Origin of the sequence: Actinomadura sp. NAK00032, from assembly GCF_013364275.1 — a bacterium.
GTDB lineage: Bacteria > Actinomycetota > Actinomycetes > Streptosporangiales > Streptosporangiaceae > Spirillospora.
Map to the genome: position 1 here is coordinate 9,113,134 of NZ_CP054932.1, position 13,239 is coordinate 9,126,372.

The following is a 13,239-nucleotide window of genomic DNA, read 5'->3' on the forward strand; positions in this document are numbered from 1 at the left end:
GACGAGGTCCGGGCAGGGCGCGAGGAGGCCCGCCTGGCGTTCGAGCTGGGGAACGCCGGGTGGTCAGCGGGTGGTGATGAGGCCGGACTCGTAGGCGATGATCACTAGTTGGGCGCGGTCGCGGGCGCCCAGTTTGGTGAGCAGGCGGCCGATGTAGGTCTTCACCGTGGCGAGGCTCAGGTGCAGGTGCCCGGCGATCTCGGTGTTGGACAGGCCGCGGGCGACCAGGATGAGGACTTCGCGTTCCCGGTCGGTGACGCCGTCGAGGGTGCGCGGGAGCGGGCGTTCGGGCTGGGGCAGGCGGGCGAACTCGGCGATGAGGCGGCGGGTCACGGTGGGCGCCAGCAGCGCCTCGCCCGCGGCGACGACGCGGACGGCGTTCAGGAGGTCGGCCGGCGGGGTGTCCTTGAGGAGGAAGCCGGCGGCGCCGGCGCGCAGGGCCGAGAAGACGTGCGCGTCCAGGTCGAACATGGTCAGCATGAGCACCCGGACGCCCGCGGTGTCGGCGTCCTGGTTGATCAGGCGGGTGGCCTCGATGCCGTCCATGTGGGGCATCCGCACGTCCATCAGGACGACGTCGGGCCGGTGGACGCGGGCCAGGTCGACGGCCTCGGCCCCGGTGGCGGCCTCGCCGACCACCGTGAGGTCGGGGGTGGCCTCGATGAGCGCGCTGAAGCTACCGCGCAGCAAGGCTTGGTCGTCGGCCACCAGGACGCGGATCGGTGCGGTCACCGGTCGCCGCCGTGCGGGAGGGTGGCGGCGACCGCGAAGCCGCCCCCGGCGCGGGGCCCGGCGCTGAAGGTCCCGCCGTACATGGCGACACGTTCGCGCATCCCGACCAGCCCGTGCCCGCCGGGCGCCGGTTTCAGGGGCGGGCGGCCCGTGCCGTCGTCGGCCACCTGGATGCTCACCTGGCGTGCCGTGACGTCCACCGCGGCCTGGCAGCGGGTGGGGGCCGCGTGCTTGACCACGTTGGTGAGCGCTTCCTGGACGATCCGGTAGACGGTGAGCTGGAGCGCCTCGGGAAGAGCGTGCTTGGCGGACACCGCAAGCTCGACCTCGACCCCAGCGGCCCGGACCTGCTGGGCCAGATCCTGGAGACCGTCGATGCCCGGCTGGGTGAGGTCGGTGCCCGGCACGTCGTGGCGGAGCATGTCGAGCAGGCGCCGCATCTCGGCCAGGGCGTCGCGGCTGGTCGTCTCGATCACCTGAAGCGCCTCGCGGGCCTCGTCGGGACGCGTCTCGGCGATGTGGTTGGCGACCCCCGCCTTGACGGCGATCATCCCCATGCCGTGCGTGACCACGTCGTGGAGTTCGCGGGCGATCCGGAGCCGTTCGTCCGCCAGGATCCGGTGCCCCCGCTGCTCGGCCAGGCACGCCGCGTTCCACCTGCGGCGCCGCAGCAGGTGGCCGACCAGCCAGCCGCAGCCGAGCAGCACCCAGGCCGCCGCCGTCCAGCCGGCGGCGACCGCGAGGCCGTACCGGGAGTGGACGACCTCACCGAGCACTGCGGCGGCGGTCACGGCGGCCACGCACCCGCCGAGCGCGCGGGCCGACCGCCTCGGATGCTCGACGGACGCGACGGTGCACAGCACGAGCGCGGGCGCCGCGAACGGATCCCACAGCACACCGGCCACGGTCGCGACGCACGAGAGCGCCACGGCGGCCGTCAGCGCACGCCGGGGCCACAGCCGCCGCACCGCGACCAGCACCCCCAACCCGACCCCTACCAGGCAGGACGCCAGGAAGGGCAGCGTGAAGTCCGGCCGATCCTTGAGCATGTTCCCGGCGACGACCACGATCACCGCGACCAGCACGACCGCCAGGAGCACGTCGAGGGCGCGGAGGCGGCCCCGGCGCAGCAGGTGCGCCTGATCGGCCTCGAAGTCGGCTTCGTCCACGGGGCGCAGATTATCCGCCGAGGTCATCGGCCGCATCGGACCAGAGTGGATCATCCCAGGGGAGACAAGTGCCGACCTGTCGGCGGACGGTGTCCACGCGAGGCTGAACGGCGAATGCATGTCTGGGGCCGATTCGCCGGAGAGGCCCGCCCGTGCAGCCTGTGGGCATGACTTCTCCGCAGCCTCCGGCACAGGCCGTCTTCGCGTTTCCGGGACGGTGGCTCACCAGCGCCTCACTGCTGCTCGGGCCCGTCCTGCTGCTGGCCGGAGTGGTGCTGCGGGCGCGGTTCCCCTTCTTCTTCCCCGACCAGTTGGCCGCCTACGAAGGACACCCGGCGCTGATGACGGCGTCCTACAGCTGCTTCGCGGCCGGAACCGTCGCCCTGTGGCCGGCCGTCAGCGCCCTGACCGCTCGCATCGGCACCGTCCACCCGACCCTGGCGGGACTCGGCGGCGGCCTCACCCTGCTCGGGCTGTTCGCCCGCACGTTCCACGCCGGAGCCGACCACATGGCCTTCCGGCTCGTCGACGCCGGAGGAGCACGGTCGGCCACGACGGCCGTGGGCGACTCCTACCAGTCCTTCCACATCTTCCAGTACGCCTCGTTCGCGATCATGCTCGGCTGGATCGTGCTGGCGATCGGAACCTGGCGCTCCGGCATCCTGGGCCCAGTGCGCTCCCTGGCGCTGGCGCTCATGGCGCTGCTTCCGCTCGGAGTCCTGAAGGGCACCACACCACTGTCGATCGTCGCCACGGCGGGCCTGTGCATCGCACTCGTCCCCCTCGGACTCGCGGTGCTCACCAACGGCCCCCGCCCCACCCCCCGCTCGGCGACCCAGTTCGGCCTCGGCGCCCTGGCGGTGGTCACCCTCGCCTTCGTCTCGTCCTTGGGCTGACCCCGGCCGCACGTGGTGTTCGGTGTTCGGTCATGACCGAACACCGAACACCCCAGGGACGGGTTCGAGGAGGGGCTCGTCGGTGGTCGGGGTAGTCGACAGCGACAAGGTGAAGCCGTCCGGCCTGTGGCCGACTCGGGTAAAGGTCTTTCGTTGGCAGGGACTTGTCTCCGTCGGTGCCCTTGACAGGGATGATCAGCCCTTCTCATTCTTAACTTCGGCTGAAGATTTCCCATGGTGATCACCGGGAGCGGGTATGTCGTTCTGGAGTCGGCAGGTAGTCGCGCGGACCGCGACCGGGTTTCTGTTGCTCGCGGGGTTGCCGGTCGTATTCGGCGCGGATCCCGCCATGGGGGCCGCCGGCTCGAGTGAGATCCCTCCAGTTGAGCCCGAAGTTCAAGAAGAGGGTCGACTCGCCGTTCACCTACGTCCTGGCCAATTGGAACCCGATGGGGCACATACCTGCCCACATATGGGACGTACCGCACTTCGACGTCCACTTCTACATGAATCCCGAAGCGGAGCGGCTGGCGATCCGCCCCGGACCGTGTCCGCAGCTCACCAATTGCGACGACTATCCCAAGGGCAAAATTCTCCCGCCCGCGAAGTACCGGCACCCTGACTACAAGGACATGGACGCGGTCGAGCCGGGAATGGGCAACCATCTCGTCGACACGACCGCCCCCGAATTCCATGGGGAGAAGTTCACGTCCTCGTTCATCTACGGCATCTGGAACGGCAAGGTCACCTTCTACGAGCCGATGGTGAACCTCGCGCAGTACAACGGGCTGCGCAACGGCACCATCGACGACCGCTGCGTTCCGATCAAGCTGCCGCAAGCGTACGAGCGCTCGGGCTGGTACCCCACGCGGTACTGCATGCGGCACCGCCACAACCGCGCCGAGACAGTGACCTCGATCGAGGGGTTCGTCTACCGGACGGCCAGCTAAGCCCCTGGCGCTCCGCAGTGTTCGGTGTTCGGTCGTGACCGAACACCGAACACATCGCCGACCAGCCGCACAGCACTGTCGCTGTTTCCGCATCGCCGGGACGGGCGTACACCGCCAAGGTTGGCAAACCGGACTAGGCACCTGCTAACTTTTCTTTGCATGAGCGGGGACGAGCTGCTGCGGGTGCTGGCCACACTGGCCAACCCGCATCGCCTGCGGATCCTGGCGGCACTGTCGGACGAGCGCGAGTACGTGAGCCGCCTCGCCCGCGAGCTCGGCATCAGCCGGCCCCTTCTGCAGGTGCATCTGCGCAAGCTGGAGGCGGCCGGCCTGGTGACGGCCCAGGCCGAACTGTCGGAGGACGGAAAGGCGATGAAGTACTACACGGTCAACCCGTTCCGGATCGAGCTGACGCCGCAGGAGATCGCGGCGGCCGTGCGGACGCTGACCATGCCGGACGACAAGAAAGGAGCCGAATGATGGACGCGCAGGACATGACGGAAGTGGTCGGCGCCATAGGCATCTTCGCCATCATCACGACGCTGATCATCGTGGTGGCCGTCCAGGTGGGCGCCACCATGCGCGCCCGCGCCGCCCTGACCCGCGAGGCCGAGTACCGCCGCCTCGCCGAGGACGGCGCCAAGACGCAGGAGGGCATCGAGCGGCGGCTCACCGAGAACGGGCAGCACCTCGCCGCCATGGAGAAGCGCATGGAGTCCCTCGAGAAGATCCTGCAGACCGTGGAGTGATCGGAGGGGCCGGGCCGTCGAGCTGCAACTCGACGGCCCGGCGATGAAGAAGCGCCCACCCGCCCGCGAGGGCGGGCTCTCACTGGAACACCCCTTCAGAGAAAGGACAGCAGTGCATGCTGCCTGAAAGCAAACCGATCACCGAGCGGATCGCGGGCTGGTCCGTCCGGCACCGTGCTCTGGCGATCACAGGCTGGTTCGCGCTGGTGGTCGTCATGGTGGTGTTCTCCGGCCTGCTCGGCCTGGACGGCGAGAACAGCACCGACCCCGGGGAGTCCGGGCGGGCCGACCAGGTCCGGACCTCCCAGGCCGGGTACATCCCGCCGATCGAGAACGTCCTGGTCCAAGGCGACGCCCCCGCGCGCCGTGCGGCCGTCCAGGACCTCGTCGGCACCCTGCGCGGTCACGGAACCGTGCACTCGCCCCTGGAGCCGGGCCGCACCGACCTCGTCTCCGCCGACGGACGCTCGTCCCTGGCCGTCATCGAGATCTCCGGCCCGCTGGAGTCCGTTCCGGAGCACTACCGCGCGATCGTCCAGGGCATCGACGACGTCAAGGAGCGCCACCCGGGTGTCCGCCTGGCGCACGCCGGCGACTTGAGCCTGTCCAAGGCGGTGGACGAAGGCATCAAGGACGACATGAAACGGGCCGAGTTCTTCTCGGTACCCCTCACCCTGGTCATCCTGCTCGTGGTGTTCGGCTCCCTGCTCACCGCCGGCATTCCGGTGCTGCTGGCGGCGACCACCGTCGCGGGCACGTTCGGTGTGCTGGGCATCGTCGGGCACTGGGTTCCGTTCAACAGCGCCGGCTCCTCCATCGTGCTCCTGATCGGCATCGCCGTCTCCATCGACTACGCGCTGTTCTACCTGCGCAGGCAACGCGAGGAACTCGCCGCGGGCCACTCGGTCGCCGATGCGCTGCGGACGGCCTCCCGCACTTCCGGGCACGTGGTCGCCGTCTCCGGCCTGACCGTGATGCTGTGCGTGGCCGGCCTGCTGTTCACCGGACTGGACAACTTCAAGGGCCTCACCGCCGGGACGTTCATCGTCGTCGGCCTGGCGGTGACCGCGTCGGTGACCGTGCTGCCCGCGATGCTGTCCGTGCTCGGCCACCGCGTCAGGTCCCGTGGCCGCACCACGTCCCGCGTCTGGACCGCGGTGGCGCTCCGCGTCGTCCGCCGCCCCCTGCTGTGGGGCGGGGCCGCCGCGCTCGCCCTGATCGTGATGACGCTCCCCGCCTTCGGGATGCGGCTCCAGGACGCGGCGGTCACCGACAGCCTCCCCCGTGACGTTCCCGTGGTCGACGCGGCCCTGCGCATGCAGGAGGCGTTCCCCGGCAGCCCGTCGCCCGCCCAGGTGGTGCTGTGGGAGAAGGAGCCCGGAGCCTTGGACGCCCCCGCCGTCCGAACCGCGGTCGAAAGCCTCCATCCGACCACCACCGCCCGCTCGGGCGACATCATGATCGCCCGAGTCCCGCTCGCCCACTTCGACCGGGGCGAGCAGGCCAACCGCTCCCTCCTCGAACTGCGCCGCACCGTGGACGCCCTCGAACTCGACGGCGTCGGCCACGCGGTCGCGGGCAAGACCGCCGTCGCCCACGACTTCGCCCAGGTGATCGGGGACCGAGCCCCGCTGGTGTACGGGTTCGTGCTGGTCCTGGCCTTCCTGCTGCTGGCGGCCGCGTTCCGCTCGGTGGCCGTTCCGCTGATCTCGATCCTGCTCAACCTGCTGTCGATCGGCGCCGCCTACGGCGTCCTCACCTGGGGTTTCCAGGACGGTCGACTGGGCTGGGCGCTCGACTTCGCCTCCTACGGCGCGATCGTCAGCTGGCTACCGCTGTTCATGTTCGTGATCCTCTTCGGGCTCAGCATGGACTACCACATCTTCATCCTCAGCCGGATCCGCGAGCGCCGCGCGGCCGGCGCCACCGCCGCCGAGGCGATCGTCACCGGAATCGGCACCAGCTCCGGCGTCGTCACCAGCGCCGCCACGATCATGATCGCGGCGTTCAGCGTCTTCGCCGTCCTGTCCGCCATCGAGTACAAGATGATGGGCGTCGGTCTCGCGGTCGCCATCCTCATCGACGCCACCCTGGTCAGGGGTGTTCTCCTCCCGGCCGCGATGGCCGCCCTCGGCGAACGGCTCTGGCCCGGGGCCCGTCGAGCGAGCGTCCGGCCAGACGCCGGGTCCGCGCCTGCCGCCGGTCTTCACCGAGACGAGTCCGGCGTCCGCCCCGCCTGATGACAGCCGCCGGACGGCCCCGCGGCCGTCCGGCCCGGCGCGGCCGGGACGCCCGGCAGGGCGCCCGCGGCACTGAAGACGATCGGCGCCGTCAGCAGGAACAGAAAAGGCCGGGTCACGCCGGCGATCGGAGCCTGGTGCTCTGGCGTCTCCTGATGCGTACAGGTCCGGGTGTATTGCGGGCGTATCGATAAACGCAGACGCCACCGCAACAGTCTCCGGTTTTCGATGGTGCACGGACCACAGCGGCGTGGGTCGGGGGCCCGGTGCCGCGGCTTCGGAGTCCACCGCGGAAGAGGGAGAAGGAAACCGCCATGGCCAGTGCGAGCGACGGAGCATGGGATCGGCGTTCGATATTGCGGGGCGCCGCCGTGGCGGCCGGTGCCGGCGCGGCGACGCCGCTGCTGGGCGGGGCCGCCACGGCACGAACCGACGGAGGTGCACAACTCGGCCCGATCCCTCCGGACACCCGTCCCGGCGGCGCCTATGACCGGTACATCGCGAAGCTGGCCGCCGAGGACCGGTTCTCCGGGGTGGTGCTGCTGTCGCACCGGGGCCGGACGGTCCTGTCGCGCAGTTACGGCATGGCCGACAAGGAAAAGGGGATCCGCAACCACGAAGGTGTCGCGTTCAACCAGTACGGCGGGCCGTTCGTCGGCCTGGCCATCGTGCAGTTGGCGCAGCGGGGCAAAGTGAAGCTGTGGAACACGGTGGGCACCTACCTGACCGGTTTCGCCAAGGAGATCGCTGAGCAGGTGCGCGTCCATCACCTGCTCGTGGGCACCTCGGGGTTGTCCTTTCCGGAGCGTGACCACCAGCGCATCTTCCACAGCGAGGAAGAGCAGCACGAGTACGACCAGCAGTACGCCCGGCAGGCCACGCTGGTCGCGGCCCCCGGTGCGGGTTCGGAGAAACCGGGCTGGGGATCGGAAGTCGTCGTCCAGATCGTCGAGGCGGTGTCCGGCATGACGTTCTGGGACTACGTGCAAAAGCACATCTTCGAGCGCTGCGGCATGACCGGCTCGGGGTACTACACCAGGCCGCAGTGGCTGGCCGACGACCATGTCGCGCACTCGTACATGAAACAGGCCGAGGGCAACCGGGTGGACGCCGTCCGCAACCTGGACAAGGACAGCCCTCATCCGGGTATGGCGGGCATGAACAACGCCCGCAACTTCGTCCCGGACGGCGGGTTCGTCACCGCACCGGACATGGTCCGGTTCGCGCGGGCGTTGTACGACGGCACCGTGCTCGCCCCGGCCTGGGCCGACGTGTACACCTCGGTCAAGGCCCCCAACTTCCGAGGCTCCCCAGGGTTCGCCACCTACGGGCCGACGGCCCACATCGTCGAAGGCCAGTGGGAGCTCGGGCGCGGCGGCCTCCACCCCGGCAGCTCCACCTACTACAGCATCTACCCGGACAGCGGGTGGATCGGCGTCATCCTCGGCAACTACGACGACATACCGCTGCAGGAGATCACCGGACAGCAGACGCGGGCCATCACCGGAGCCGCACCCGGCGACGGCGGCGGCTGACACGCGGCCACGGGCCAGGCCGAGCGGTACCAGCGGACGGCGCCCCGGCCGCGACGGTCACCTGCGTGGTGGTGCGGCTGCCGATGCGTGCCACCGCCCAACTCGCGAACCGGATCGACAGGACGATCCCGACCGGCGCGCCCAGCAGGGCCAGGCCCAGTTCCCCCTCGCCGAGCTCCAGCTCGCGTTTGATCTCGGCGGGCAGCGACGAAGATCAATTCCCGGCACCGCTCGTCGGTGGGTGGTCAGGGCAGGTCGTGGGTGCCGGACGTGACGCGGTGGGCGAACGCACGCCACTCGGCGGACGTGAAGGCCAGCTTCGGGCCGTCCGGATCCTTGGAATCCCGAACCGCGACCACCCGCGCGACACTCGCAACCTCGACGCAATTGCCGCCCTCGTGACCGCTACGGCTTGCCTTGCGCCACTTCACGGCTGACAGATCCAGTGAGGGGATCATCTGGGCACCTCCAAGACGCTGCTTGAGCAGCATCCACGATTTCTGTATGCGAAGCGCCTCGCCCGGCAGTGAGCCGGACGTTACTGCGAGATCAGCAACGACTTGCGACTCCGCGATGGAGGTGTGGGAGCGAGCCCCCACCCGGAAGGGCAGGGGCTCGTCGGTCGGTCATCAGGGCAGGTCGTGGGCGCCGGACGTGACGCGGCGGGCGAACGCACGCCACTCGGCGGACGTGAACGCGAGCCTCGGGCCGTCCGGGTTCTTGGAATCCCGGACCGCGACCGCTCGCGCGACACCCGCGACCTCGACGCATTCGCCGCCTTCGTGACCGCTACGGCTCGCCTTGCGCCACTTCACTGCCGACAGATCGGTTGAGGGGGTCATCCGTACTCCTCCAGGACGCTCTTGATCAGAGTCCGCGATTCCTCGACGCGAAGCGCGTCACCTCGCAGCGAGTTGTACCTTACTGCGAAGCTCGCGACGATTCGCGAGTCGGTGATGAGCATCCCCTGTCCGGCAATCTCGCCATAGACGATATCCGGCGCATCAGCGAAGCTGAGGATGGTGAAGCTTCCCGTGAGGCCGAGGTAGTACCTCGTGTCTATCGGGACAACATCGATCGAGATGTTGGGGCGTCTGCTCAGGACGAGCAGGTGCTCGAGTTGCTCGCGCATGATCTCGGGGCCGGCGATGTCGCGCCGGAGCGCTGCCTCGTCGAGGGTGAACCACGCACTCGGCGCGTCCTCGCGGGTCAGGATTTCCTGCCGCCTGAGTCGATCGGCGACGAGTTGTTCGGCGGTGTCCGGGTCCTGATCGTGGCCGACAACCGCCCGAATGTAGTTTTCGGTCTGGAGCAGTCCACGGATCAGCGTCAGATCGAAGCCCTTCACCTGGCTGGCCTCGGTCTCGCGTTCCATGTACTCGGTGAAGCCGGGCGGGAGGATGGCCTGGTGGCGGGTGTCGATGATGCGCTTCCACAGCCGGTGGAACAGGCCGTTCGTCTTGAAGAACGTGTCGAGGTTCTCCGCGAACTCCTTGGACGGGATGCTCTTGGCGGACTCGATCTGGCTGATCCACTGGGGCGTGTAGCCGAGAGCCTCGGCAAGGGCGGTCTGGGTGAGGTCCGCGTCCATTCGCCACGCCACCAATTCCGTGGCGAATGTCTGAATTGCCGGAGCTTCATATGGTTCACTCCTTGTTCCCATGGGGGGCTCCCTACTGAAACCCATGTCCGGGTTTCTTCGATCTTCCGGGGGGTTGTACGCCGCTCTTGACTTCTTCCTGGTCAGAAGTCTTGCGCGCTGTGATTCTTATAACACATTCACAGGCGGCGAAAACGGCTACGGGACCTTCCATGGAAGACACAATTGCGTTCGATAACCCCGCACTCGATCGGCTGCGCAAGGACTTCCCCGGGCATCACATCTGGCGGTCGCGACGGTGGGACGGGCGGCTCGGCGAGTACGTCGCCACGCTCATCGACCCCTCGGCCGGGGTGGACGCCACCGTCATGCGGCCGGACCCGGTGGAGTTGCGGGCCGAGCTGATGCGGGAGGCCGCGCGGGCGCGCGGCTCCCACCGATACCTCCGGTGAGCTCGGCGCCGGAGCGGGCCGTCCACCCCCCGGACGGCCCCGGGGAGGGAGGCGGCGCGGCCGGGCGGGTTCCCCCCGGGCCCACCGGCCGTGCCGTTCCCTCTGGCGCCTGGCGACTGCGGCGGGGCGGGTGGACGGCCCAGACCCGCTAAGAAAAGCCCCCTGATCACCGGTTGGTGGTCAGGGGGCTTTGGGGTGGCTACTCCTTGATCAGTTCGGGGGTGGGGTGGTCGGTCGTCGGGGACGGGTTGGAGGTGCGGCCTCCGGTGGTGGCCATGAGGAGTAGGGCGGCGCCGGTCAGGATCACGCCGAACCAGGCGATGTTCGTGACGCCCAGGTGGTCGGCGAAGAGGCCGCCGAAGAGGGCGCCCAGGGCGATGGACGTGTTGTAGGCCATCGTGTTGAGCGACATCGCGGCCTCGAAGGTCTCCGGTGCGGCGGCCAGGGTCATGTTGACCTGGGAGAGCTGCACGACGCCGAACGAGACGCCCCAGAGGATCAGTGCGATGACGGCGCCCGTCTTGCCTCCGCCGATCGCCAGCAGGAGGAGAAGGGACGTCACGAGGCCGATGGAGCCGACGATGAAGCTGCCCCGCAGGCTCTTGTTCACCGTGTAGCCGGCGACGAAGTTGCCGACCGCGCCGCCGAGGCCGAAGAGCATCAGCACGACGGTGATGAAGATGGCCGAGGCGGACGCGGTGTCCTCCAGGAAGGGCCGCACGAAGGTGTAGGCGCCGAAGTGGCCGAGGACGAACAGCACCACGGCGGTCAGGACGAGGCGCAGCCGCTTGTTGTGGCGCGGCAGGCCGAAGACCTCCCGGACCGACACCGCGTTCGCCGACGGCAGCGACGGCAGGACGGCGGCCACGGCCAGGAGGACGAGCAGGCTGAGGCCCGACCAGATGAGGAACGTCGTCCGCCAGCTGGTGAGGTCCTCCAGGATCGTCCCGAGCGGGACGCCGACGACCGTGGCGATCGAGATGCCGGACATCACGACGGCCGCCGCGCGGGGCGCGTGCCGTTCCGGGACGAGGCGCATCGCCATGCTCACGCCGATCGCCCAGAACACGCCGCTCGCGAAGCCCATGACGAGCCGCGTCGCCAGCACCGCCGGGTAGTTCGGCGCGATGGCCGTGATCAGGTTGCCGAGCGCGAGCACGACCAGCAGGGCGGACAGGAGGACGCGCCGGTTGACGCGCCGCGTCCACGCCACGATGAACGTCACGGCGAGGCCGGCCGAGACGCCGTAGAGGGTCACCATCAGGCCGGCGACCCCGACGGAGATGTCCAGGCTCTCGCTCAGCGGGGTGAGCAGGCCGACGGGCATCAACTCCGTGGTGAGGAAGACGAAGAGGCTCGCCGTGATGGCGGCGACGCCCAGCCAGGCCCGCGCGGCCGGGACGGGGGACTGCTCGGTCGTGGCGCTCATCGGTCGGCGTCCTCGGGGTACCAGCGCAGCTCGATGACGTTGCCGTCCGGGTCCTCGACGTAGACCGAGCGCGCCATGCCGCGTGCGCCGAACCGGTCGACCGGGCCCTTGATGACGGTGAACTCGCCGGACTCGATCAGCTCCTGCCAGTCCAGGGGCTCGATGGCGAGGCAGAAGTGGTGGACGTTCAACCCGTCGCGGGGGGCGTCCAGCAGGTCGATGATCGTGGACTCGTTGATCCGGACGGTCGGGAAGCCCACCTTCCCGGCCCGCCACTCGTCGACGCGCTCGGCTCGCAGCCCGAGCGGGCCCGTGTAGAACTCCAGCGCCCGCTCGACGTCCGCCACGTTGAGCACCAGGTGGTCGATGGCCTTGACGTGCATCGCGGCCTCCTTCAGTGACCTTTTAACGTTGAAATCTTCAACGCTAAGGACTGTAGGCGAGGTGATAGCTTGGCGTCAAACACTTCAACGTTGAGGAGTTCAGGTGACGCGTGACGCCCTCGACCTCGTCCTAGCGCAGTGGGCCGGCGCCCGCCCGGACCTGGACGCGTCCCCCATGGGCGTGCTCGGCCGCCTGTCCCGGGTGACGCGGATCGCCGAACGCGAGCTCAAGGAGCTGTTCGCCGAGTTCGGCCTGGAGCGCGGCGAGTTCGATGTCCTCGCCACGCTGCGGCGCGCGGGCGCGCCCGGCGGCATGACCGCCGGTGCGCTGGCCCGCTCCTCGATGGTGACGTCCGGGGCCGTCACCAACCGGCTCGACCGGCTCGTGGCCAAGGGGTACGTCACGCGGGACGTCGACCCCGCCAACCGGCGCACGGTCGTCGTCGCGCTCACGCCTGAGGGCCGCGAGCTGATCGACCGGGCCGTCACCGCCCACCTGGAGAACGAGCGGCGGATCCTCGCCTCGCTCGGCACGGACGAGCAGGAGGCCCTCGCCGGTCTGCTGCGGACTCTCCTGCTCGGCCTCGGCGACATCCCGTTGGAAGAGGACTGAGCGGCGGCACCGTCCTGCATGGCCGGCCACTCAGGTCGCGGCGGGCCTGGTGGTGGGCTGGAACTTGAAGGAGATCGCCTCCATGACGGCCCTGTGCTTGGTGTTCTGGAAGGCGGCGACCTTCCACGTGCCATCAGGCCGGCGGGCGAGCGTGTAGGTCTGGATCTTGTGGAGCCCGCCCGGCTTGCCCTTGTGGACGTCACCGCGGGTGACGACCAGGGCGGTGCCGGGGCCGGTGAAGCGGACGCTGACGACCTCGTGGGCGAGCCGGGTGCCCTTCAGGAAGCCGTCGAACAGGGCCTGGTGCGCGCTGCCGATCTCCTGGGCTCCCCTGTACAGGGTGCCCACGTAGGTGATGTAGGTGGCGTCCTCGGTGAACTCCGCGCCGTAGGCGGCGCCGTCGCCGGCCGCCCAGGCGGCGGTCAGACGGTCCAGGACGGCGGTGATCGCGGCGGTGTCGTGCGCGTTCATCAGTGAGGTCCCTTCTCGGA

At 69.4% G+C, this 13,239-nt stretch carries 16 protein-coding genes; 8 read left to right on the plus strand and 8 right to left on the minus strand.

The window, feature by feature from the left end; genetic code table 11:
* Nucleotides 1–63: 63 nt before the first annotated feature.
* Both HUT06_RS42100 and HUT06_RS42105 read right to left on the minus strand, forming a co-directional pair.
* Nucleotides 64–732: a response regulator transcription factor gene (locus tag HUT06_RS42100; protein WP_176200798.1), complete on the minus strand. Its 669-nt coding sequence runs from the start codon at nt 730–732 to the stop codon at nt 64–66.
* On the minus strand, nt 729–1,901 hold the full coding sequence (locus HUT06_RS42105) for a sensor histidine kinase (RefSeq protein ID WP_176200799.1): 1,173 nt from the start codon (nt 1,899–1,901) through the stop codon (nt 729–731). Before HUT06_RS42105 ends, HUT06_RS42100 begins: the two co-directional genes overlap by 4 nt.
* Nucleotides 1,902–2,068: 167 nt before the next feature.
* Between HUT06_RS42105 and HUT06_RS42110 the strand changes: the two genes are divergently transcribed.
* The 6 genes from HUT06_RS42110 (at nt 2,069) to HUT06_RS42135 (ending at nt 8,271) form a co-directional block, all read left to right on the plus strand.
* Nucleotides 2,069–2,797 (plus strand): hypothetical protein, encoded by a 729-nt coding sequence (locus HUT06_RS42110; RefSeq protein WP_176200800.1) that lies wholly within the window; start codon nt 2,069–2,071, stop codon nt 2,795–2,797.
* A 383-nt stretch (nt 2,798–3,180) separates the two neighbouring features.
* The gene (locus HUT06_RS42115) at nt 3,181–3,747 is read left to right on the plus strand and encodes a hypothetical protein (protein ID WP_176200801.1); all 567 of its coding nucleotides are present in this window, start codon (nt 3,181–3,183) and stop codon (nt 3,745–3,747) included.
* A gap of 159 nt (nt 3,748–3,906) precedes the next feature.
* Nucleotides 3,907–4,227 (plus strand): winged helix-turn-helix domain-containing protein, encoded by a 321-nt coding sequence (locus HUT06_RS42120; RefSeq protein WP_176200802.1) that lies wholly within the window; start codon nt 3,907–3,909, stop codon nt 4,225–4,227.
* Nucleotides 4,224–4,496, plus strand: coding sequence for a hypothetical protein (locus tag HUT06_RS42125; protein WP_217711662.1), 273 nt, complete (start codon nt 4,224–4,226; stop codon nt 4,494–4,496). Before HUT06_RS42120 ends, HUT06_RS42125 begins: the two co-directional genes overlap by 4 nt.
* A 116-nt stretch (nt 4,497–4,612) precedes the next feature.
* Nucleotides 4,613–6,736, plus strand: a complete 2,124-nt coding sequence (locus HUT06_RS42130) for an MMPL family transporter (RefSeq protein WP_176200803.1) — start codon at nt 4,613–4,615, stop codon at nt 6,734–6,736.
* A 314-nt stretch (nt 6,737–7,050) separates the two neighbouring features.
* Nucleotides 7,051–8,271 (plus strand): serine hydrolase, encoded by a 1,221-nt coding sequence (locus tag HUT06_RS42135; protein WP_176200804.1) that lies wholly within the window; start codon nt 7,051–7,053, stop codon nt 8,269–8,271.
* A 245-nt stretch (nt 8,272–8,516) separates the two neighbouring features.
* Here the strand turns inward: HUT06_RS42135 and HUT06_RS42140 are convergent, their stop codons facing one another.
* The 3 genes from HUT06_RS42140 to HUT06_RS42150 form a co-directional block, all read right to left on the minus strand.
* Entirely contained in the window at nt 8,517–8,762 is a 246-nt protein-coding gene (locus tag HUT06_RS42140) for a DUF397 domain-containing protein (protein ID WP_254715680.1), read from the minus strand.
* 138 nt (nt 8,763–8,900) lie between these two features.
* The gene (locus HUT06_RS42145) at nt 8,901–9,113 is read right to left on the minus strand and encodes a DUF397 domain-containing protein (RefSeq protein WP_176200805.1); all 213 of its coding nucleotides are present in this window, start codon (nt 9,111–9,113) and stop codon (nt 8,901–8,903) included.
* Nucleotides 9,110–9,958, minus strand: coding sequence for a helix-turn-helix domain-containing protein (locus HUT06_RS42150; RefSeq protein WP_368407013.1), 849 nt, complete (start codon nt 9,956–9,958; stop codon nt 9,110–9,112). Before HUT06_RS42150 ends, HUT06_RS42145 begins: the two co-directional genes overlap by 4 nt.
* A gap of 125 nt (nt 9,959–10,083) precedes the next feature.
* Here HUT06_RS42150 and HUT06_RS42155 point away from each other — a divergent pair, with 125 nt between their 5' ends.
* Nucleotides 10,084–10,323, plus strand: coding sequence for a hypothetical protein (locus HUT06_RS42155; protein WP_176200807.1), 240 nt, complete (start codon nt 10,084–10,086; stop codon nt 10,321–10,323).
* A 199-nt stretch (nt 10,324–10,522) separates the two neighbouring features.
* On the opposite strand, the gene HUT06_RS42160 is transcribed toward HUT06_RS42155, so the two are convergent.
* Both HUT06_RS42160 and HUT06_RS42165 read right to left on the minus strand, forming a co-directional pair.
* Nucleotides 10,523–11,752 carry an MFS transporter gene (locus HUT06_RS42160; RefSeq protein WP_176200808.1) on the minus strand — a complete coding sequence of 410 codons (1,230 nt, stop codon included), beginning with the start codon at nt 11,750–11,752 and terminating at the stop codon, nt 10,523–10,525.
* Nucleotides 11,749–12,135: a VOC family protein gene (locus HUT06_RS42165; protein ID WP_176200809.1), complete on the minus strand. Its 387-nt coding sequence runs from the start codon at nt 12,133–12,135 to the stop codon at nt 11,749–11,751. Before HUT06_RS42165 ends, HUT06_RS42160 begins: the two co-directional genes overlap by 4 nt.
* A 103-nt stretch (nt 12,136–12,238) precedes the next feature.
* On the opposite strand from HUT06_RS42165, the gene HUT06_RS42170 reads away from it, so the two are divergent.
* Nucleotides 12,239–12,748 (plus strand): MarR family winged helix-turn-helix transcriptional regulator, encoded by a 510-nt coding sequence (locus HUT06_RS42170; RefSeq protein WP_254715681.1) that lies wholly within the window; start codon nt 12,239–12,241, stop codon nt 12,746–12,748.
* A gap of 30 nt (nt 12,749–12,778) precedes the next feature.
* On the opposite strand, the gene HUT06_RS42175 is transcribed toward HUT06_RS42170, so the two are convergent.
* Nucleotides 12,779–13,219: an SgcJ/EcaC family oxidoreductase gene (locus HUT06_RS42175; RefSeq protein ID WP_176200810.1), complete on the minus strand. Its 441-nt coding sequence runs from the start codon at nt 13,217–13,219 to the stop codon at nt 12,779–12,781.
* Nucleotides 13,220–13,239: the final 20 nt, after the last annotated feature.

Bases quoted from the DNA above. Each gene is read 5' to 3' on its own strand.
- HUT06_RS42145 (WP_176200805.1), bottom strand. From the start codon at position 9,113: ATGACCCCCTCAACCGATCTGTCGGCAGTGAAGTGGCGCAAGGCGAGC.
- HUT06_RS42150 (WP_368407013.1), bottom strand. From the start codon at position 9,958: ATGGGTTTCAGTAGGGAGCCCCCCATGGGAACAAGGAGTGAACCATAT.
- HUT06_RS42140 (WP_254715680.1), bottom strand. From the start codon at position 8,762: ATGCTGCTCAAGCAGCGTCTTGGAGGTGCCCAGATGATCCCCTCACTG.
- HUT06_RS42110 (WP_176200800.1), top strand. From the start codon at position 2,069: ATGACTTCTCCGCAGCCTCCGGCACAGGCCGTCTTCGCGTTTCCGGGA.
- HUT06_RS42135 (WP_176200804.1), top strand. From the start codon at position 7,051: ATGGCCAGTGCGAGCGACGGAGCATGGGATCGGCGTTCGATATTGCGG.
- HUT06_RS42155 (WP_176200807.1), top strand. From the start codon at position 10,084: ATGGAAGACACAATTGCGTTCGATAACCCCGCACTCGATCGGCTGCGC.
- HUT06_RS42120 (WP_176200802.1), top strand. From the start codon at position 3,907: ATGAGCGGGGACGAGCTGCTGCGGGTGCTGGCCACACTGGCCAACCCG.
- HUT06_RS42160 (WP_176200808.1), bottom strand. From the start codon at position 11,752: ATGAGCGCCACGACCGAGCAGTCCCCCGTCCCGGCCGCGCGGGCCTGG.
- HUT06_RS42165 (WP_176200809.1), bottom strand. From the start codon at position 12,135: ATGCACGTCAAGGCCATCGACCACCTGGTGCTCAACGTGGCGGACGTC.
- HUT06_RS42125 (WP_217711662.1), top strand. From the start codon at position 4,224: ATGATGGACGCGCAGGACATGACGGAAGTGGTCGGCGCCATAGGCATC.
- HUT06_RS42130 (WP_176200803.1), top strand. From the start codon at position 4,613: ATGCTGCCTGAAAGCAAACCGATCACCGAGCGGATCGCGGGCTGGTCC.
- HUT06_RS42175 (WP_176200810.1), bottom strand. From the start codon at position 13,219: ATGAACGCGCACGACACCGCCGCGATCACCGCCGTCCTGGACCGTCTG.